The 19,578-nt window shown below is 45.9% G+C and carries 17 protein-coding genes and 1 pseudogene; 9 read left to right on the top strand and 9 right to left on the bottom strand.

Annotated features, from left to right (window positions below; genetic code table 11):
• The first annotated feature begins 181 nt into the window (after positions 1–181).
• A complete protein-coding gene (locus FTV30_RS12340; protein ID WP_074383421.1) occupies positions 182–667 on the top strand; it encodes a hypothetical protein in 486 nt (161 codons plus the stop codon).
• A gap of 53 nt (positions 668–720) precedes the next feature.
• Here the strand turns inward: FTV30_RS12340 and FTV30_RS12335 are convergent, their stop codons facing one another.
• Entirely contained in the window at positions 721–1,590 is an 870-nt protein-coding gene (locus tag FTV30_RS12335) for an alpha/beta fold hydrolase (RefSeq protein ID WP_180001697.1), read from the bottom strand.
• Positions 1,591–1,775: 185 nt separating this feature from the next.
• On the opposite strand from FTV30_RS12335, the gene FTV30_RS12330 reads away from it, so the two are divergent.
• Together FTV30_RS12330 and FTV30_RS12325 are read left to right on the top strand one after the other, a co-directional pair.
• Positions 1,776–2,051: a hypothetical protein gene (locus FTV30_RS12330; protein ID WP_159516113.1), complete on the top strand. Its 276-nt coding sequence runs from the start codon at positions 1,776–1,778 to the stop codon at positions 2,049–2,051.
• 147 nt (positions 2,052–2,198) lie between these two features.
• A complete protein-coding gene (locus FTV30_RS12325; protein WP_005097789.1) occupies positions 2,199–2,696 on the top strand; it encodes a DUF2505 family protein in 498 nt (165 codons plus the stop codon).
• 338 nt (positions 2,697–3,034) lie between these two features.
• On the opposite strand, the gene FTV30_RS12320 is transcribed toward FTV30_RS12325, so the two are convergent.
• The 8 genes from FTV30_RS12320 to sdsA all read right to left on the bottom strand — a co-directional run bounded on the left by FTV30_RS12320 (position 3,035) and on the right by sdsA (position 13,723).
• Positions 3,035–3,496 (bottom strand): YbjQ family protein, encoded by a 462-nt coding sequence (locus tag FTV30_RS12320; RefSeq protein WP_180001696.1) that lies wholly within the window; start codon positions 3,494–3,496, stop codon positions 3,035–3,037.
• 3 nt (positions 3,497–3,499) lie between these two features.
• Positions 3,500–3,856 carry a YbjQ family protein gene (locus FTV30_RS12315; protein WP_005097785.1) on the bottom strand — a complete coding sequence of 119 codons (357 nt, stop codon included), beginning with the start codon at positions 3,854–3,856 and terminating at the stop codon, positions 3,500–3,502.
• 106 nt (positions 3,857–3,962) lie between these two features.
• Positions 3,963–5,435, bottom strand: a complete 1,473-nt coding sequence (adeK, locus tag FTV30_RS12310) for a multidrug efflux RND transporter AdeIJK outer membrane channel subunit AdeK (RefSeq protein ID WP_005097784.1) — start codon at positions 5,433–5,435, stop codon at positions 3,963–3,965.
• Entirely contained in the window at positions 5,435–8,611 is a 3,177-nt protein-coding gene (locus FTV30_RS12305; protein WP_180001695.1) for an efflux RND transporter permease subunit, read from the bottom strand. Before FTV30_RS12305 ends, adeK begins: the two co-directional genes overlap by 1 nt.
• Positions 8,612–8,624: 13 nt before the next feature.
• On the bottom strand, positions 8,625–9,890 hold the full coding sequence (locus FTV30_RS12300; protein WP_034608437.1) for an efflux RND transporter periplasmic adaptor subunit: 1,266 nt from the start codon (positions 9,888–9,890) through the stop codon (positions 8,625–8,627).
• Positions 9,891–9,925: 35 nt separating this feature from the next.
• Positions 9,926–10,528 carry a phosphatase PAP2 family protein gene (locus tag FTV30_RS12295; RefSeq protein ID WP_005097780.1) on the bottom strand — a complete coding sequence of 201 codons (603 nt, stop codon included), beginning with the start codon at positions 10,526–10,528 and terminating at the stop codon, positions 9,926–9,928.
• 159 nt (positions 10,529–10,687) lie between these two features.
• Complete coding sequence (locus FTV30_RS12290) at positions 10,688–12,730, bottom strand: site-specific recombinase (RefSeq protein ID WP_034608441.1); 2,043 nt, start codon at positions 12,728–12,730, stop codon at positions 10,688–10,690.
• Positions 12,731–12,745: 15 nt separating this feature from the next.
• Entirely contained in the window at positions 12,746–13,723 is a 978-nt protein-coding gene (gene sdsA, locus FTV30_RS12285; RefSeq protein ID WP_005097778.1) for an All-trans-nonaprenyl-diphosphate synthase, read from the bottom strand.
• A gap of 445 nt (positions 13,724–14,168) precedes the next feature.
• On the opposite strand from sdsA, the gene rplU reads away from it, so the two are divergent.
• From rplU to cysG, 6 genes and pseudogenes are all read left to right on the top strand, one after another.
• Complete coding sequence (gene rplU / locus FTV30_RS12280; RefSeq protein WP_005097776.1) at positions 14,169–14,480, top strand: 50S ribosomal protein L21; 312 nt, start codon at positions 14,169–14,171, stop codon at positions 14,478–14,480.
• Positions 14,481–14,499: 19 nt separating this feature from the next.
• On the top strand, positions 14,500–14,754 hold the full coding sequence (gene rpmA, locus FTV30_RS12275) for a 50S ribosomal protein L27 (RefSeq protein ID WP_005097774.1): 255 nt from the start codon (positions 14,500–14,502) through the stop codon (positions 14,752–14,754).
• A gap of 247 nt (positions 14,755–15,001) precedes the next feature.
• Positions 15,002–15,697: an outer membrane lipoprotein chaperone LolA gene (lolA, locus tag FTV30_RS12270; RefSeq protein ID WP_005169792.1), complete on the top strand. Its 696-nt coding sequence runs from the start codon at positions 15,002–15,004 to the stop codon at positions 15,695–15,697.
• Between the two features lie 169 nt (positions 15,698–15,866).
• A pseudogene (locus tag FTV30_RS12265) lies at positions 15,867–16,628 on the top strand (RsiV family protein).
• A 100-nt stretch (positions 16,629–16,728) separates the two neighbouring features.
• Complete coding sequence (serS, locus tag FTV30_RS12260; RefSeq protein WP_005097768.1) at positions 16,729–18,000, top strand: serine--tRNA ligase; 1,272 nt, start codon at positions 16,729–16,731, stop codon at positions 17,998–18,000.
• A 73-nt stretch (positions 18,001–18,073) separates the two neighbouring features.
• Positions 18,074–19,456, top strand: coding sequence for a siroheme synthase CysG (cysG, locus tag FTV30_RS12255; protein ID WP_100534875.1), 1,383 nt, complete (start codon positions 18,074–18,076; stop codon positions 19,454–19,456).
• Positions 19,457–19,578: the final 122 nt, after the last annotated feature.

Raw genomic sequence — 19,578 nt, 5'->3', positions numbered from 1 at the left:
TCATGAGAAAGCCCATATAAATGGGTAATGTACAAGTTGCTGTAGAAGCATGTTTAATTCGTCTGATCACAGATACTTTATAAAGTATTTTAATACTTTTTTGAATCCGTCAATGCGTAAGTCCTATGAATATGAAGTGCTCGGTAATAAAAATAAAATCAGCCACACGAGATGATCTACTATGTTTAAATTGTTGCTCTTGCTGTGTATTTTTTTGCTGTTCAATGCCGCCTGGATCGTGGGGCGGAAAATTTATAAAACCCAGTCTTATCTCTCTGCGCAGCGTGCAGAAAAACCTGAACAAATTGCCAGTATTTCAGAACATGTCATGACTACGCATGAGGAACAGGTGCATCTGGTTGATGCTTATGAACTGGAACTGTTTGATGATGTTGCTCAGCTGTTTTTTCAGCGTCATGTAGCTATTCAGGACAGGGCACAGGCAGAGCAGTTACAGCAGGAAATCTTGCAAAAAATGCCCATGCAAAGCAGTACACAAATTCGTCAGATGGATTTAGGGGAGTGGTCGATTTTCTGGAATTTTTACCATCAGTCACTGGAATATTATGTCGGCCGCTATGGCGTGTTTTATACGCATGTCGACCGTTTTGGCCAAGAGCATCGTCAGGAAATTCGTACCGATCTTTTACGGTCAGATTGTGCTTGATCTCTCTGCTCAGGAAGCTTGTAAGTTTTGCAGGAAACGATAGGCATTAAACATCAGGCTGCATATTTAAGCCGATGTAATTCGGAAAAGGTATTTAAGGCATCTTGCCAGATTTTTTCTGCCCCCTGACGGAAATAGCCCATATGACCAATGTCCTTTAAACCATAATCTTCAGCTTTAAGATCAATATAATGCACGTTTGCCTGACGGTAATATTGCATAAAAGCATGTCTGGAATTAGGCAGGGCCCAAGCATCATCGAGAGCAGCAACCGCATAAATCGGAGTACTTACCGCAGCATAACGTGTGTGTAAGTCTTTCAAATCCGGATCGGCAAAGAAATAGGTCGGATATTTGCACCACTTACGCCACTGACGATAGACATCACGTGGCAAGTCTGCACCCATGTTAAATTTGCTCCATGGCAAATAGCCGGTGATTGCTACGAGTGGAGGGAAAACAATATTCCAGATCATCTGAACCTTGATTTTTTCCTTGAGCGGCATATAACCATGCCAGCCGGCGCCTGTGCCATAACAGTACATCGCTTCGATGCGGTTATGATGTTTACACAGACCTAATGCCTGACCTCCATAGGAATGGCCAATCATATAAATATCCAGTCCTGTCCGGCCCAAATATTCAATTGCCGCACTCAGGTCATATTCTCCCCAGTCGAGATAAGACATTTTAAAGCCTTTGAGCTGTTTCGGTGCGGAAGCGGCCACCCCTCGATAATCGAAGGTCAGCACCTGAAAACCGGCATGAGTTGCATATTCTGCAAAACGGCGATAAAACGCTTGCGGTACTCCCGTTGCACAGGCAACGACAATATTGGCCTTCGCCACAGACGGTGTACGGTAGAGTTTGCCACTTAAGCTATAACCATCTTCTGCCAGAAACTGGACACTTTCTACCTGCATTTTTCCCTGCACTATGAGTATATCCTTCGTTATATTGGATGAGATCTTGTTTTTTGTGCGCTAGCTTATGTTTAATCCAATAATGGGCCAGATGTCAAAACTCGGCAGTCGTATAGCGAGAAGAACCCTTTAAGCATATATGAAGATCGCTGCGCTATCATCATGTCTAAACAGGGGGAAATAGTATGATTATTGATTTTCAGCAGGCGCAATTACAGAAGTTTATGGCTCTGGCAATGAAGATCGAAGCGCAGCCTGAACTGTATGTGCAGTTTGATTCGGTTTCAGACTTTTATAAAGCAGACTGGTTGCAGGATTTTCCAAACGGAACCACATGGTATGTGTCCGGTCTAGACGATGGCGCCGATGAATTTCATGTCGTGATTGACTATGCCACAGCACAGCTACAGATCAGTTGTGGCCAGACACAGTTGTCTGCAAAACTATCTTGCAAAGATTGACCGAATTACCGCTATTTCCCGATAAAAGAATAATGACAGATGCTATAAAGTTGATATAAATTGCAGAATCATCTCTGTGTTTGGTTTTATTTGCGATAGTCCGGAGTGACCTAAGCGAATAATGCAATAAAAATAAGGAAAAATAGCATGGCACATCAGTTCACTGTGAAAGCAATTATCAATGGCGTGTCTATTGATGAATTTAAACGTCTGGCCAATGATATTCGTTTGCATGAGGCAGTCTGTCATCGAATTCCTGCGCAAAATTTAGAAATACTGGTCTCGGAAAAGCAGGGGCATATGTATACCTTGAAACGTGCCTATAATCTGGATGTCAACATCCCGGATATGGCAAAAAAATTACTCAAGGATGCATTCCGTTTGCAGCGTACCGATATCAGCGATCTGAATCAAATGACATCGACGGTACAACTCGGGGCAAATTTACCGATCGAGGCGACCTGTCAGCGTGCAGTCACTGGAGATGAAGACCAGATCCAGTTTCAGCTTAACTGGACAGTAAAGGTCAAAGTGCCGTTGCTCGGCGGTATGCTGGAAAAGCATGCAGAAGGCGAGATTCGTAAATTTAGTGAAATTGAACTCAGTATCGTTGAAGATGAATTACGCAAGAGCCTAACAGCCTGAATTAGTGCACCCATCTCGTTCACCAATATTTAAAAAGGGCACTTTTAAGCTGGGTGGTGGCGGTCAATTCGGCAATGTATAGCCATTTAGCTTGCTGCCGTTATCTAAGCAATGCGGCTTAAGACGTAGAAAAATAATAAGGCAATACAGGTGGGATTGAGTGCCGTTTGATCGACTGAAGAAACGGCATCATATTATTTGTATTTATGCCGCTAACTTTGAGCTTAATCACTTCTTCTATGATATTGCATCCCCAGTCGATAAGCGAGTTGATCCACATTCAGTAATTATCTGCGCGTACTGCGCAACATGAGCTAACCATCTGCATGCTACTTTTTCTAGAATGATTTTTGGATTGATGAAGCAGATTGCTGAATTGCAGTGCCATAAGCAAAGACTTCGACCATACCGCCTTGCATGCCCAGTTCCGTAGTGCTCAGCCGAATCCCCATAATCTGGGTGGCTCCGATTTTTTCAGCTTCAAGTTTTAAACGTACAATCGCCTCACGCCGTGCCCGCTCTACCACGCTTTCATAGCTGGTCAAACGACCTCCCAACATGTTCTGCACATTGGCAATTGCGTATTTAAAATAATCATGGGAAATAACCACATTACTGCTGATCATCTGTCCGGAATGTTCAGATAAGATAAAGCGGCTGTTGTTGACCTGGATATAAGCCAGTCGTTGTTCCTGTTCGTCTAGATAACGAAAATGTTTGCGTTCGTTATAACGACCAAAGCCAAAACCGACGCTAAACAGAATGACAAAAATGACGATCTGAAAAATTAAACCGTCCATGAATTATTCTGCCTGTGGAAAAGGGTCGGGTAATTTTGGCATGACTGGATCAACAATGACCGCCGTTCCATAGACAAACAGTTCAGAGGCGCCTTGGGCAATATTGGAGGTCGAGAAACGAATACCGACAATCGCATTGGCACCCATGCTACGGGCTTTTTCAACCATCCGGTTCATCGCTTCCTGACGGGATTCTTCCAGCAGCTCGGTATAAGCAGTAAGCTCACCCCCGACAATATTTTTCAGGCCAGCGAGTAAATCACGCCCGACATGTTTGCTGCGTACCGTACTGCCATAAACCACATCAATTTGTTGGCGAATAGTATGTCCCGGTACAGATTCCAGATTGCTAAGTAACATGCGTATGTTTTCTAAATAAATTGCTGGTCTATGACAATAGGAAAACTGCCTTGAAAATGCAATAAAAAAGCCCACCGAAGTGAGCTTTTCTTTTTCTATTTTAAATCTATTTCGCCTGCTGTTCTGCTGCGCGGCGTTGTTCAGTCACGGACGGCTGATTCGGCAGGGTATCCGTGGTATTGACTTTTAAGCCTCCGCCGAGGGTCTTGTAGACTTCAACCTGATTGTTCAAGTTGGCCTGTTCAAGCAAGAGCAAGCCTTGTTCTGCGGCATAAGAGGCACGCTGTGCATCCAGTACCGTCAGATAGCTGTCAATCCCGGCGCGAAAACGTGCCTGCGACAGGCGATAGGTGGTATTGGTGGCTTCTACTAGACGGCGCTGTGCAGCAATTCGATCACCAATGTTTTGGCGAACTGCTAGCGCATCATTTACTTCACGAAAAGCGGCTTGAATCGACTTTTCGTAATCTGATAATGCAATTTGCTGATCGGTTTCAGAAATCTGGATATTGGCCTGACGGGTACCCCAATCGAAAATTGGAATATCCAGACTTGGGCCAAAGGACCAGCCAAAACTGCCTGATTTAAACAGATCGCCTAAATCGGTCGATGCATAACCTGCTGAACCGGTCAAACTGATGGTCGGGAACAGGCGTGCGCGTGCTGCTGCAATATTGGCACCCGCTGCAGACAGACGATACTCGGCAGCGCGTACATCTGGACGGTTAATCAGCAGATCACTTGGCAAGCCTGCACCCAGTGCCGTATTGGATGTGATGCGGGTTACGCGTTGTGCCGGCAATAAAGTCGCAGGCACTTGCTGACCGACCAGCAGGTTTAACAGGTTTTGTGCCTGTGCCACCTGAGTGCGGTAATTCGCGACATCATTGCGTGCCGTTTCGACGGAAATCTGGGCCTGACGCACAGGAAGTTCGCTGTCGATCCCGACATCAAAACGTTTCTTGTTCAGGTTAAACGATTCAAGCTGTGCTTTTAGCGTTTGTTCAGCCAAAGCCAGATTGGCATTGGCAAATGAATAGCTGAGCCAGGCTTGAGACACCTGACCAATCAGTGCAATTTGCGTCGCATCTCGCGCACTTTGAGTCGCCAGGAAGTTATCCAGTGCATTGTCACTTAAGCTACGTACACGCCCCCAAAAGTCCAGCTCAAATGCGGTTACACCCAGACCTACATTATAGGTGGTTACAGCACCGCGGCTTTGAGGATTGCTACTGCCCGTGTCTTGACGTAACACGCTGCCACTGGCACCAATGGTCGGTAACTGATTGTTTTCAGTAATCTGATACTGTTGCTGGGCGCGTTGAATATTCAGGGCAGCAGTGCGCAGATCACGGTTATTGTTTAATGCCAGATCGAGCACCTGTAACAGGCGCTGATCGGCAAAAAAGTTTTTATAACCTTGTTCTGCTACAGAAGTACCAGACGCATTGGTATAGCTGCTCGGGATATTTGCCTGTGCAACCGGCTCTGGACCACGCATGCTTTGACAGGCTGTCAAAGCAAGCGCAAGGGCAGATACCGCAATGCTACGACCTGTAATAGACCATACATTTTGCATTACGACTTATACTCCTGATTTTGTTGTTTTGGTTTGTATTTAAAGATACTTCGAATCCACACGTAGAATACCGGGATAAAGAAGATACCTAACAAGGTCGAGCTGATCACGCCACCAAGTACACCATAACCGACTGAGTGCTGACTACCTGCACCTGCACCTGAAGCCAGGGCAAGCGGCAATACACCAAAACCAAAGGCCAAAGTGGTCATGATAATTGGACGTAAACGCATTTTCGCCGCATGCAAGGTTGCTTCGAATAAATCTTCACCTTGCTCTTGTAGCTCTTTCGCAAATTCCACGATCAAGATCGCATTTTTCGCAGAAAGACCAATCACGGCAATGATCGCCACCTGGAAGTAAATGTTATTCGACAGGTTCGGGTTTTGCAGCAGCACCATCCCGCCATAAGTCATGAGCAATGCACCGACGATACCCAATGGCACCACCAGCAGAACCGAGAACGGAATCGACCAGCTTTCATACAGGGCTGCCAGACACAGGAATACGATCAGGAGTGACAGGGCATACAGGAACGGCGCCTGTGCACCAGATTCACGTTCTTCCAAAGACAGACCGGTCCATTCGAAGTCAAAGCCGGTTAAGCCCATTTCTGGTAACTTCGCCGCAATTTCTTCCATGGCCACCATGGCATCACCCGAACTGATTCCCGGAGCCGGTGTACCTTGAATGTTCATCGACGATACGCCGTTATAACGTTCAAGACGTGGTGAACCATAGGTCCATTCGCCTGTGGCAAAGGCCGAGAAAGGCACCATTTCACCGCGATTATTACGCACATACCACTGGTCCAGATCTTCCGGCATCATACGTGAGCCAGCTTCACCCTGAACATATACCTTCTTGACCCGACCGCGATCAATGAAGTCATTGATGTACGAACCGCCCCAAGCAATACCCATAGTACTGTTAATTTCGGCAACGCTGACACCCAGTGCACCTGCTTGCGCATGATCCACAATGACACGGTACTGAGGAGTATCTTCCTGACCGTTTGGACGTACACCTGCCAGACGCGAATCTTGTGCTGCCATGCCCAGGATTGCATTACGTGCTGCCAGAAGCTGGTCATGACTTTGACCACTTGCAGCCTTGAGCTGTAAGTTGAAGCCAGCCGACACACCCAGTTCAGGCATCGCAGGAAGCTGCAATGGCATGATATAAGAGGCATCTTTGACAATCATGTTCAGCGCCATACCACGTTGAATAATGGCACCGACCTGAGATTCCGGACTGTTACGTTCAGACCAGTCTTTCAGTTTAATAAAGGCCAGACCTGCGTTTTGTCCCACACCGGTAAAGGAGAAACCTGCCACACTAAACACCGACTCGACATGATCTTTCTCGTTTTCCAAGAAATAGTTGGTCATGGTGTTGACCACTTTGTCGGTACGTTCCAGGGTAGCATTTGGCGGTAGCTGAACCAGCGCCATAACCACACCCTGATCTTCATCCGGCAGGAATGAAGACGGCAGTTTCTGGAACAGCAGCACGATAACACCCAGCACTACTGCATAGACAATGCCTGAGAAAATCTTGCTGTGGGTCATGCGATTTACGCCGCCCTGATATTTCACCGCCACATTGTCAAAGCTGCGGTTAAACCAGCGGAAGAAGCGGGCAAAGATACCGTTACTTTGCGGCTTGTTCGGATCATGCTGTTTCAGCAAGGTCGCACACAGGGCAGGGGTAAAGGTTAATGCCACTATCAGCGACAAGACCATTGCTGTGACCAGCGTAATCGAGAACTGACGATAAATAACCCCGGTGGTTCCACCGAAGAATGCCATAGGAACGAATACTGCTGACAGCACCGAGGTAATACCAATCAGTGCGCCAGAAATCTGTTTCATCGACTTTTCAGTCGCAGAAACCGGATCCAGATGCTCTTCCACCATGACCCGTTCTACGTTCTCGACCACAACAATGGCATCATCGACCAGAAGACCGATCGCCAGCACCATGGCAAACATGGTCAGGGTATTAATCGAGAAGCCGAAGACGTTAATCACGGCAAAGGTACCCAAGACCACGACTGGAACGGCCATGGTTGGAATGATCGTGGCACGCCAGTTCTGCAAGAACAGGAACATGACCAGGAACACCAGGATAATCGCTTCGATCAGCGTTTTGACTACGCTCTTGATCGACAGTTCAATAAATGGTGTTGTATCAAAGCCCAGTTGATCGACCATGCCTTGCGGATAGTTCGGACGTAACTGTTCTAAGCGTTCTTCAACCGCTTTTGCTGTATCAAGCGCGTTAGCACCTGTGGCAAGTTTAATTGCCACACCACCAGCCGGTTTGCCATTAAATTTCGAATCAAACTGATAGTTATCTGCACCGAGTTCCACCCGTGCAACATCACCCAGACGAACTTGCGCGCCCGAAGTGGTATTTTTTAGGAAGATATTGCTGAACTGTTCTGGGGTTTGTAACAGGCTTTGAGCCGTTACGGTTGCATTCAGCACTTGACCTTCAACAGCAGGAGCACCACCAAGCTGACCGACCGCAACCTGTGCGTTCTGGGTGCGAATTGCAGTCGCAATATCGCTCGGTGTTACTTGCAGGCTGGCCATTTTGGCCGGATCTAGCCAGATGCGCATCGCATAAGAGCCACCAAAGACCTGAACTTCACCAACCCCGGCCACACGGCTTAAAGGTTCAGAAATATTCGAGTTGACATAGTCTTTGATGTCATCGGCGGTCAGGCTGCCATCAGGTGAATAGAAAGCCAATACCTGAAGGAAGCTGGCACCGGATTTGGTGACACGCACACCCTGACGCTGTACATCTTCGGGAAGAAGTGCAGTGGCAGACTGTAATTTGTTCTGAACCTGAACCTGTGCGATATCAGGATCAACACCCTGGTCAAAGTTCAAGGAAATAGAAGAAGAACCGTTACCCGCGCTGTTAGACGAGATATAACGTAAGCCATCCATACCGTTCATCTGCTGCTCGATGATCTGGGTGACTGTATTTTCAACAGTTTCAGCAGATGCACCTGGATAAGTCGCAGAAATGGTCACGGTTGGCGGAGCAATCGTTGGATATTGTGCAATTGGCATTTTGCTGATGGTTAAAATACCGGCCAGCATGATAACCAATGCAATCACCCATGCAAAAATCGGGCGATGAATAAAGAATTGAGCCATGAACCATTACTCCTTATGCATTTGCAGCAGGTTTTTGTTCAGGTTGTTCTTTCTTTGCATCATCTGCCTTTTTCTCGCTTGCTGCAGGCTGTTGCGGTGCAGCACCTTGTGGCGCAGCAGCTTGAGGTTGATAAGGTTTAGCTACAACTTGCTGTTCAGGTTTCACTTTTGCAATCCCGTCCACAATCACTTTATCACCTGGATTCAGACCTTCAGTCACAATCCAGTTGTTGCCTTGAGAGCCGGTGGTCGTGACTGGACGTGGTGCCACTTTACCATCAGCACCGACCAGCATCGCCATTGCCTGACCTGTTGGAGTACGGGTCAACGCCGCTTGTGGGATCAGGAAGGCATTGGGCACTTCACCCTGTACGATTTGCGCAGTCGCAAACATACCTGGCAGGAGTAAATGGTTTTTGTTCGGGAATACCGCACGTAAAGTCACCGTACCTGTTTCCGGATTTACGCTGGCATCCGAAAATGCAAGACGGCCTTCAATCGGGTAGATGCTGCCATCTTCAAGCTTTAACTTCACTTTAGTGTTGTTTGAGCTATTCAAATCGCCTTTGTTGAGCTGCTGACGTAAACGTAAAAGCTCAGCACTGGACTGGTTGATATCCACATAAATTGGATCTAAACGCTGAATGGTAACCAATGGCTCTGGTTGATTCGCCGTCACTAATGCACCCGCAGTCACAGAGGAACGGTTGGTCTGGCCCGAGATCGGTGCACGTACAGTCGAATAGCCCAAGTTAATTTCGGCATTACGCAAGGTGGCACGGTTGGCATTCAGATCGGCTTCAGCCAGTTTGACCTGTGCCACGATGTCATCATATTCTTGTTTAGAAATGGCATTGGTTCCAACCAGCTGGCGGTAACGGCCTTCCTTCACACGTAATACACCCAGATTGGCTTCAGCACGGGCAATTGCTGCACGAGCATTATCCACGGTCGCACGGTTGGTGCTTGAATCGATTTCGTACAGAGCCTGACCTTCACGCACATAACTGCCTTCAGTGAACAAGCGTTTAAGCACCACACCACTGGCTTGCGGACGTACTTCTGAAATTTCAAATGCTGTTGTACGACCCGAGAGCTCTACAGACTGCTCTACACTTTGTGGTTGTGCAACAAGAACACCGACTTCAGTCGGTGGCATTTGTTGTTGAGCACCAGCTTGCTGGCCCTCTTTTGGATCTTTGCTACAACCAACAAGTGCAAGACTTGTTGCTAATGCGCAAGCAGTCAGGGCAGGTGCCCAAAGCTTTGCAGACATCATTGTTTCACCTCTATTAGATCTTTATCTAAATTTTCTTATTTGTGCGCCGCGCAATATCTGATCCAGACCATATACCACAACGAAATCCAAATAAAACTGATACTCCAGCCGGATATGACATCTGAAGGAAAATGTACGCCTAGATAAACTCTTGAAATCCCCATCATCAGCATCCATAAGCCTGCACCGATCATGATGATGGTAAAGCGAGAATGTTGCCGATACATGTAAATTGCCAGACAAGCCAGACATGCCGCATACAGACTATGCGCACTTGGAAAGGAACTTCCAAAACTTTCAACCAGATGCAAGGACTCTGGTGGTCGGGGTCGGGCAATTGCAAACTTTAACAGCCAAGCTAGGAGTATTCCTCCGATAATTCCGATACATATAAAAATTACGCTTGTATGCTTTTTATACCACAGCAAGGCAATACACCATAGTGTGGATAAAAATAATACAAATGGCATGCCACCTATCACTGATAAGGACAGAGTAATTCGATTCCAAAACTCGGTGCGATACAGACTCATCCACTCCACTGCGTGCAAATCAAGCTTGCTTAAAGCAGGGATATTCAGGATGAACACACTGAAAATTAAAAATAAAATACCGACAAAAAGTAACAAGTAATGCATGCCAAAAATCCTTGTCCCTTTAACCGTTCGCAGATCGGTTAATTGTCTGGAGTAGAAGTGTACTTGTCAGTACACTTTTTTTCAAGTGTGCGTATTTTATGCGAATTCCATTTTTTTAGTAAGGAATTTGTTGCTAAATATACTGTAATTGTCGCAGTTTTAAGATTTTGTCGATGTATGATTTTCGTCAATTTCAATGCTTTGCTTGGGTGGCCAGAAGAAATCACTTGGCCGGGTCAGGAAGTGAGTCATGACCAGTTTTGCCAACGGTTTCCACTGTTCAAAACGTACCCGTCGTGCACGTAAGGCCACAATAATGGTCAAACTGAAACTGACAAATAAGTTGGTCAGGCCAATCAACAACACACCGAGGAAAGACACCACAATCAAGCCAATATCCGGGCCATTAATATTGATCAGGCCCTGAATAAAGTTGGCCGAGGCAAAGGCAATATGACGGATATCGAGCGGCAACCCCAGAATAAAACCAATGGTGCCCATACTGCCGAGCATGATGCCAAACATGAAATTACCTGCCAGCGCTCCCAGATTACGTTCAATATAATCTGCAAACCGGTACAGCCGTTCCTGTCCCATCAATTGCGATAAACGTATATGGGCTTTCAGGCGGGGGCCTACCTTGCGGTAGACGGCCATGTTGTCAAAATAACCGGCCAATAACCCGGACAGGAACAGACATACCCCGGCAATTGCAGCATGCGGAATTGCCAAAGAGGTAAAGGGATTCAGGTCATGTAAGGTTTTGGTTGCCTTGGCATGATTCATTAAGGGTTCATGCAGAGCAACGTCCCACATTAAGGTAATCAATGCCGCCACCGGAATGGCAATCGAAATATTGCCCAGAATTGCCACAAACTGGGTACGGATAATATTCACAATCAGCGCGGCCAGCTCGGCAATTTGCGCCATTTTTGAGCCTTTGCGTTGCTGGACTGTGGCCGCCAGTGCAGCGGCTGTCATCGCTGGCTGTTTGGTCGCCACGGTAAAATGCAGCACATGGATCAGCATAAAACCCAGCGAATAATTCATGCTATAGCTAAAGGCCTGCATGAGAGGCGCCATGCTCAGGCGTGTCATCAGGATTTTCAGGGTGGCCATTGTTGCGATAATGGCACCTGCACCGGCGGCCGATTTGTACATGGCCAGAAAGCCTTTTTTGTCAGTACTGACATAGTGCTCGCCGGTTTTACTAGCATTCTCAGTCACCTGCAAGGCCAGGAGTTCACTATTGGTCGCCAGCAGGGCACGTACACTGCGTTCGCTATAAATCGCTTCAGTGATATCTGCAATAAACAGGCCGATGGACTGGTAGCGCAGGTCATCCTCGTCCATGACCATGTTGAGCAGGATTTCAACCCGCTCCAGACACTGCTCCAGCAGTGCCAGCATATAGGTCAGACTCACGCTGACCCCAATCCGTTTGGTAGAGCGGCGAATTTTTGCCACGACATCATGACACTGTTCCAGCATCACCAGTGCTTGCGAAGCATCTGGCGGGGTGATCGAATCGACCAGCGTGACCGTGTTATAGCGTTTTTTGTATTCCTGAATAAATTCGTTAATCTCACGGTTCTGCACCAGAAAAGGAGATTCATATTCCATCAGTTCCGGCTGTGCATTAATAAATTCAGGATGCAGACCAATACCACTGATCCGATACGACAAAATGGTCAGTGCCTTGATCAGTTGATCTTTAATGCGGGTCTTTTCAGGCTGATTGGAGTGACCCTGATTGAGAACTGAAAATAAGCGTTGCCAGTCATCTTCATCAAAATAGTCGAGCCAGTATTTATCGGTCGGCTGATAAAAAACCTTGCGAAATAATTCTTGTAATTGCTGATGATCCGGAATAACTGGCAGGATATGCGCGCCAATACGCTGATTGAGCTGATTCCAGAAACCATCCAGAGACAAAATACCGGTATCGGAAAACAGACTGGTCTGTTTATAACGGTTAATGATCCGCAGGGTAAATGTCTGTAATGCTGAAACTGCATTCGGCGTCAATAATAAAGCCTGGATAAATGCATTGAACTTTGCTTCGATTTCTTCGGTATTTCTGCTGTCTTCCGGTCTGATTCTTTCAATCAGTTCAATGAGAAGATTTTCATCCAGCACCGCCTGAGGTTGCTCAAGCTGATGCTGCATGTTTTGGAAAAGATCAAGAAAATTAATATGCATAGGCGAGTTTAAAGATTACTGAATTCGGTGTAGGGCCAGTTTGGCCAGATTAATCAGAGCTTGACGATACTCAGAGTCAGGTAATGCCTGCAGGGCATGAATGGCGGTTTCCGTTTCTTCAGTCGCACGTTGACGGCAATAGTCCAGTGCCCCAGATGCATTGACAATTTGAATGACTTGATCGAGATGTTCTGTACCGCCAGTGGCAATACTGCGACGGATAATTTCATGCTGCTCACCGGAGGTATTTTTTAGCGCAGCAATCAATGGCAGGGTAGGTTTGCCTTCCATCAGGTCATCACCAATATTTTTGCCGAGGGTTTCTGCATCGGAGGTGTAATCTAGAATGTCATCAATAATCTGGAAGGCATTGCCGAAATGACCGGCGAAAGTTTTTAAAGGCTCACGGAATTCATCTTTACCCGACAGAATCGCTGCGCCTTCTGTCGCCAGTTCAAACAGGCGCGACGTTTTACCATGAATAATATTTAAATAAGTCGCTTCACTGGTTTCTGGCTGGTGCTGGGATTGCAATTGCAGCACTTCACCTTCAGCAATTTCACAGGTGCCGGTCGAGAAATCTTTCAGCAAGACCATATTGTTTAAATCGACCAGCAGATCAAATGCACGTGAAATCAGGAAGTCACCGACCAGAACAGCAGTCTGGTTATTCCATGTCGCATTGGCAGTCGGACGGCCACGACGCAGGCCAGATTCATCGACCACATCATCATGCACCAGCGTCGCCGTATGCAGCATTTCAATAATCGCGGCCAGCTTGCGATGCGGTTCTAAATCTTCAGCACCACAAGCCTTGGCAGCCAGAAGACACATAATTGGGCGCATGCGTTTGCCACCCGCTTCGACCACATGTTTGCTGACGGCCATCACCAGTGCAACTTTTGAAGTAATTCCTTCATTAATGAATGTGTCCATCGCAGCAAAGTCGTTAGCAACAGGAGCGAGAATGTCTTGCTTAAAGTCGATGGTCATGTGAAAGAAAACCTCTAGTCTGGTAAATCGCAGGTCGTAGTTTAACAATTTATAACATGAGTGAAACCTAAGAAATGCATAAACTCCACTAAAAATCAGCTTTTTATAGATCTTATTCAGATTCGATCTATATTCTGCGCTACAAAAAATTAGGAAAGGTCAGCGATGTCGCCCTCTTCATCAGGCTGAGTATATTAATCAAACTGGCCGAATTTCTGCTGTATTATTTTGTTGCTGAATATATCTTGAGTGTCTGATTTGATAGAAATTATTTAAGTGTTAAATAATTAGCACATACTCGCCATTATTATTTCAGTAAAATGGCTTGTTGTTTTTTTGAATATCCCTTAAAATCCTCGCCCTTAGATATCCCCCAGTGGCGTACGTCTTAAGATCGATATCTTCCTTTATCGGCACGACGACACGGGCTTGTTTGGAGTACATTATGTACGCAGTAATCCAAAGCGGTGGTAAACAACACCGTGTAATCGAGGGTGAAACCCTTAAAGTAGAATTATTGAAAGCTGAAACTGGCTCAACTATTACGTTTGATGACGTATTGATGCTTGTAAACGGTGAAAGCATTCAAATCGGTGCTCCAGTTGTTGCTGGCGCTACTGTAACTGCTGAAGTAGTTAGCCATGGTCGTCACGACAAAATCCGCATTATCAAAATGCGTCGTCGTAAACACTACCGTAAACAACAAGGTCACCGTCAATGGTTCACTGAGTTGAAAATTACAGCTATTTCAGGCTAATTACGAGGAGTAAATAGACATGGCAACTAAAAAAGCCGGTGGTTCGACTAAAAACGGTCGTGATTCGAATCCTAAAATGTTAGGTGTTAAAATGTACGGCGGTCAATCTGTGACTGCTGGTAACATTATCGTTCGTCAACGTGGTACTGAATTCCACGCTGGTCAAAACGTAGGTATGGGCCGTGACCATACTTTGTTTGCGACTGCTGACGGCGTAATCAAATTCGAAGTGAAAGGCCAATTCGGTCGTCGCTACGTATCTGTTGAAGCGTAATTCGCTGAGATAGAAAAAAAGCCCACAGTTTCTGTGGGCTTTTTTATGCCTGAAAATCGACTGTAATGAACGCCTGATCCAGCTTATGTAAAAAAACGGCTGAAATCTTCATCATGATGAACAAAAAAATAGATTTCGAATTAATAACCATACAAAAGTTCTTATTTTCTATCATTTTAGCTTTTAATTTTCGTTTAAGATGAGACATCAAATAAATTGCGATGACACAAAATATAAAGGTGAAATTATGAATATGCTTCGTAAAACCGTCTGTGCTATGGCTCTGGGTGCAGTGACTTTAGCACCGGTGATGAGTACAACCGTGTTTGCTGCACCTGTGGCAGCGTCGGAGCAACAGGCAACTGCCAGTCTGGTGAAGCAGCTGAATTATGTGCGTAGCATGACGGCAAATTTTGAGCAAAGCACCAAGGTGACCAATCCGAGAGCAACCCAGAAAAAAGGCTTGAGCGCACAACATATGAATCAAACCTTTAAAGGGGTGATGAAAGTCGAGCGTCCGGGTAAATTCTATTGGGAAACGACCGCACCATCGAAGCAAACCATTACAACGACTGGTAAAACAGTATGGATTTATGATCCGGATTTGCAGCAAGCGGTTCGTCAAAATCTGGATGAGCAAGTTGCCAATACACCGGCTTTGCTTCTGTCAGGAAATACCAGTCAGATTATGCAGTCTTACCGGGTCACTCAGCCGAATAAGGGGAAAACCTATTACACACTGTATCCTAAAAATACCGATGGTGTCTTTGAGAGCCTGACCATCAGTTTTGGTGCAAACAAGGCACCTAGCTTGATGATCTTGCAGGATTCACTTGGCCAAACTACAAATATTAAGTTTAGTAATGTGAAAGTGAATAGCAGTATTCCGGCTTCTACCTTTAACTTTACCCCGCCAAAAGGTACGGACATTATTGATCAATAATCAGAAGTATCAAGTAAACCAAAGAGCAACCGATTCAGGTTGCTTTTTTATTGCCAATTATCATGATTATTTTGAGCAGGCTACAAGGTTCAGCTATATCTAGACAAGAGAGCATCTTAAAATAAATAAAAGTCGAGTCAATGAAATTGCAAAATTTTGGGAGCTCAGGATGAAGATCAATCTGTTTAAAACTGCTGAAATTTATGCTGTCTTATTAATCACTGTATATATGTTGGGCTGTCAGCCGCCATCCAATTTAGTTGCAACGCTTACCCAAACAGATCCGTAGGTGCAGATTGAAACCAAGAGTATTCTCGTCAAAGGGGTGGCCAAAGTGGTGTGTGAAATAGAAGGCTGTGTACGCTTCGATCTACAAACGGTGGATACCAATCTCGACTGGATTGATCAATATTTTATAGCGCGTATTCGGGATACCGAGCCGGTTGCATTCACCAAAGTGACTCAGAAAAATCCTAAAAAGGCCGATGAGCCCTATTATCTGGATCAGCGTTTTATCAAGGTAGTATTTATCGCTCAGCGTGATCATCTGGCGACTTTTGCCTTAATAAGTTCCAATCTGGTGAAGAATCACACTGCATCAAGTGAACATGTGGAATATATCAATTTTGATATGAAACAGAAAAAGCGTCTGGCTTTGCATCAATTGATGTTAAAGGGCGGTGAGCAGAAACTACTCAATGTGATATATCGAACCAATACTCGATGGCTACGCACACAGGGGATACAAGCACAGCAGTTAAAACTGAGTGATAACTATTATTTTGACAGGTCGGGTCTGGTGTTGGTGTACCCGGCAGGTGAATTAACTTCTAAAGCAGCAGGAACGCCTGAATTAAAAGTGTCCTATGCAGATTTGGGTGAAGTGATTTGGCCTGAATATTTAGCCATTTTACAGCCCAAGACTTCCTAAATATTGTGCTAATAAGGCACAGCTGGGGTCGTAGTCACTGTATTTTTTGACGTTAAGAGCTTACACTATAGCCAGTTTTTTTCTTCTGCAAAGATTGATTATGATCGACCCGAAATTACTCAGAAACAATATTGAGGCTGTAAATTTGGCCTTGGCAAAACGTGGTGTTCAACTCAATGTTGAAGAGTGGGCCTCCCTAGAAGCGCGCCGTAAAGAAATTCAGTCCAAGACAGAAACACTGCAAGCTGAACGTAATGCCGGTGCAAAACAAGTCGGTCAAATTAAAAAAGCAGGCGGTGATGCCTCTGAAATCATGACACGCATGTCTGCGATTGGTGATGAAATCAAAGCGGCTGAAGCAGCATTGGCTGAACTGCAAGCGGAGCTTGAAGAAAAATTACTGTCTATTCCAAACTTGCCAGATGAAGCTGTGCCTGAAGGCAAAGACGAAAGCGATAACGTGGAAATCCTGAAATGGGGTACACCACGTGAATTCGATTTTGAGATCAAAGACCATACTGACCTCGGTGAAATGATGGGCGGTCTGGAATTTGAAACCGCAACCAAATTGACCGGTTCTCGTTTCAGTGTTTTGAAAGGCCCATTGGCGCGTTTACAACGTGCATTGACACAGTTCATGCTGAATACGCATACAGATCAGAATGGTTATACCGAAGCCTATGTACCGTATTTGGTGAATGCGGATTCATTACGTGGTACAGGCCAATTGCCTAAATTTGAAGAAGATCTGTTTAAACTTCAAGGCGAAAAAGAATTCTATTTAATTCCAACTGCTGAAGTGCCAGTGACTAACTTCGTGCGTGATGAAATCATTGATGCAGATCGTCTGCCATTAAAATATGCAGCACATACCCCATGTTTCCGTAGTGAAGCAGGGTCTTATGGCCGTGATACCCGTGGCCTGATTCGTCAGCACCAGTTCGACAAAGTGGAAATGGTTCAGATTGTTAAACCTGAAACGTCTATGCAGGCACTGGAAGATTTAACCGGCCATGCTGAAGGTATCTTGCAAGCATTAGGTCTGCCATACCGTAAGATCATCCTTTGTGGCGGTGATATGGGCTTTGGCGCGACCAAGACTTATGATCTTGAAGTGTGGGTGCCAAGCCAGAATACTTATCGTGAAATCTCTTCATGTTCAAACATGGGTGACTTCCAGGCGCGTCGTATGAAAGCGCGTTACCGTGCCGACCAGAAAAAAACTGAATTTGTACATACCTTGAATGGTTCAGGTCTGGCTGTTGGTCGTACCTTGCTTGCAGTGATGGAAAACTATCAGCGTGCAGACGGTTCGATTGAGATTCCTGAAGTATTGCGTCCATATATGGGTGGTGCGACTTATATCGACTAATGCTTGATATCAGCATCGCTAAATGTGCATGAAAATTGCATAGACAATCAGATTTAAAATTTTGAGGTAGTTCGTGGATATCTTTCCAATCTCGTTAAAGTTGCAACAGCAACCTTGTTTGATTGTCGGTGGTGGACATATTGCCTACCGTAAAGCGGTATTATTAGCAAAAGCCGGAGCAGTGATTCATGTCATTGCACCTGAAATTGATGCCAATTTACTTGGGATTGTTCAGCAGTCTCAAGGGCAATATGATCAGGCACCATTCAGTACACAGATTCCTTTACGTCATTATCGTTTAGTGATTGCAGCAACAGATGATGCTGATGTGAATCGTCAGGTTTTCGAGCTGTGCGAAGCTGAAAATGTACTGGTCAACAGTGTTGATGATCCGCCACATTGCCGTTTTATGGTGCCTGCGATTATTGACCGCTCACCGCTGGTGATTTCGGTGGCATCGAATGGCACGTCGCCGGTGTTGTCACGCCAGATTCGGACTCAACTGGAAGCGACGATTCCACATGGCATGGGCAAGCTGGCTGAGTTCTCAGGCAAATGGCGCAGTCGCGTTAAAGCAAAAATTGTCAATCCGGATCAGCGCCGTATTTTCTGGGAAGATCTGTACGCCAGTCCGCTGAAAGAACAGGTGTTTAATGACAATATGGCTGAAGCAGATCGTCTGATCGAGCAAGCATTACAAGAGTGGCAACAGCCGAAAGGTGAAGTCTATCTGGTGGGTGCTGGTCCAGGTGATCCAGAGCTGTTGACCCTGAAAGCGTTAAGGTTGATGCAGCAAGCCGATGTGGTGATTTATGATCGTTTGGTGTCTGAACCGATTATGGATCTGTGTCGCCGTGATGCGGAAAAAATCTATGTTGGTAAGGCGCGTTCCAATCATGCAGTTCCACAAGATGGGATTAATGCTTTATTGGTCAAATATGCCAGTGAAGGCAAGCGAGTTTGTCGTCTGAAAGGCGGTGATCCTTTCATCTTTGGGCGTGGCGGCGAAGAAATTGAAGAACTGTTTGCGGCAGGTATTACTTTTCAGGTGGTGCCGGGTATTACCGCAGCTTCAGGTTGTTCCGCCTATGCCGGTATTCCATTAACGCATCGGGATTATGCACAAAGTGTGCGTTTCCTGACAGGTCATTTAAAAGAAGGTTCGCCTGAATTGCCTTGGCGTGAGCTGGTCTATGAAAACCAGACCTTGGTGCTGTATATGGGACTGGTGGGACTGGAAAGAATCTGTGCGCAATTAATAGCCCATGGTCAACGCGCAGATATGCCGGTGGCACTGGTCTCTAAAGGCACGACTCCTGAGCAAAAAGTTGTGGTGGGAACCCTTGCCGACATCGCCTCCAAAGTGTCTGAGCATCAAATTCAGGCACCGACTTTAACCATTATTGGTGAAGTGGTTCGCTTGCGTGAACAACTGCAATGGCATGAGCGAGGATAAGCAAAGCACTGCTTTGCCCGAGCGCAAGACGAAGGCTATGCCTGAGTAAGAGGATAAGCAAAGCACTGCTTTGCCCGAGCGCAAGACGAAGGCTATGCCTGAGTAAGAGGATAAGCAAAGCT

Source organism: Acinetobacter sp. YH12255, from assembly GCF_013417355.1.
Classification (GTDB): domain Bacteria; phylum Pseudomonadota; class Gammaproteobacteria; order Pseudomonadales; family Moraxellaceae; genus Acinetobacter; species Acinetobacter pseudolwoffii.
The sequence above is the reverse complement of the archived record's forward strand: the minus strand, read 5'-3'. Positions and strand labels throughout refer to the sequence as shown.

Excerpts from the sequence above, each read along its gene's own strand:
- FTV30_RS12315 (WP_005097785.1), bottom strand. The coding sequence starts at position 3,856 with ATGTTACTTAGCAATCTGGAATCTGTACCGGGACATACTATTCGCCAA.
- FTV30_RS12305 (WP_180001695.1), bottom strand. The coding sequence starts at position 8,611 with ATGGCTCAATTCTTTATTCATCGCCCGATTTTTGCATGGGTGATTGCA.
- rpmA (WP_005097774.1), top strand. The coding sequence starts at position 14,500 with ATGGCAACTAAAAAAGCCGGTGGTTCGACTAAAAACGGTCGTGATTCG.
- sdsA (WP_005097778.1), bottom strand. The coding sequence starts at position 13,723 with ATGACCATCGACTTTAAGCAAGACATTCTCGCTCCTGTTGCTAACGAC.
- FTV30_RS12295 (WP_005097780.1), bottom strand. The coding sequence starts at position 10,528 with ATGCATTACTTGTTACTTTTTGTCGGTATTTTATTTTTAATTTTCAGT.
- FTV30_RS12320 (WP_180001696.1), bottom strand. The coding sequence starts at position 3,496 with ATGGACGGTTTAATTTTTCAGATCGTCATTTTTGTCATTCTGTTTAGC.
- FTV30_RS12335 (WP_180001697.1), bottom strand. The coding sequence starts at position 1,590 with ATGCAGGTAGAAAGTGTCCAGTTTCTGGCAGAAGATGGTTATAGCTTA.
- FTV30_RS12340 (WP_074383421.1), top strand. The coding sequence starts at position 182 with ATGTTTAAATTGTTGCTCTTGCTGTGTATTTTTTTGCTGTTCAATGCC.
- FTV30_RS12300 (WP_034608437.1), bottom strand. The coding sequence starts at position 9,890 with ATGATGTCTGCAAAGCTTTGGGCACCTGCCCTGACTGCTTGCGCATTA.
- adeK (WP_005097784.1), bottom strand. The coding sequence starts at position 5,435 with ATGCAAAATGTATGGTCTATTACAGGTCGTAGCATTGCGGTATCTGCC.
- FTV30_RS12330 (WP_159516113.1), top strand. The coding sequence starts at position 1,776 with ATGATTATTGATTTTCAGCAGGCGCAATTACAGAAGTTTATGGCTCTG.
- FTV30_RS12290 (WP_034608441.1), bottom strand. The coding sequence starts at position 12,730 with ATGCATATTAATTTTCTTGATCTTTTCCAAAACATGCAGCATCAGCTT.
- serS (WP_005097768.1), top strand. The coding sequence starts at position 16,729 with ATGATCGACCCGAAATTACTCAGAAACAATATTGAGGCTGTAAATTTG.
- lolA (WP_005169792.1), top strand. The coding sequence starts at position 15,002 with ATGAATATGCTTCGTAAAACCGTCTGTGCTATGGCTCTGGGTGCAGTG.
- rplU (WP_005097776.1), top strand. The coding sequence starts at position 14,169 with ATGTACGCAGTAATCCAAAGCGGTGGTAAACAACACCGTGTAATCGAG.
- FTV30_RS12325 (WP_005097789.1), top strand. The coding sequence starts at position 2,199 with ATGGCACATCAGTTCACTGTGAAAGCAATTATCAATGGCGTGTCTATT.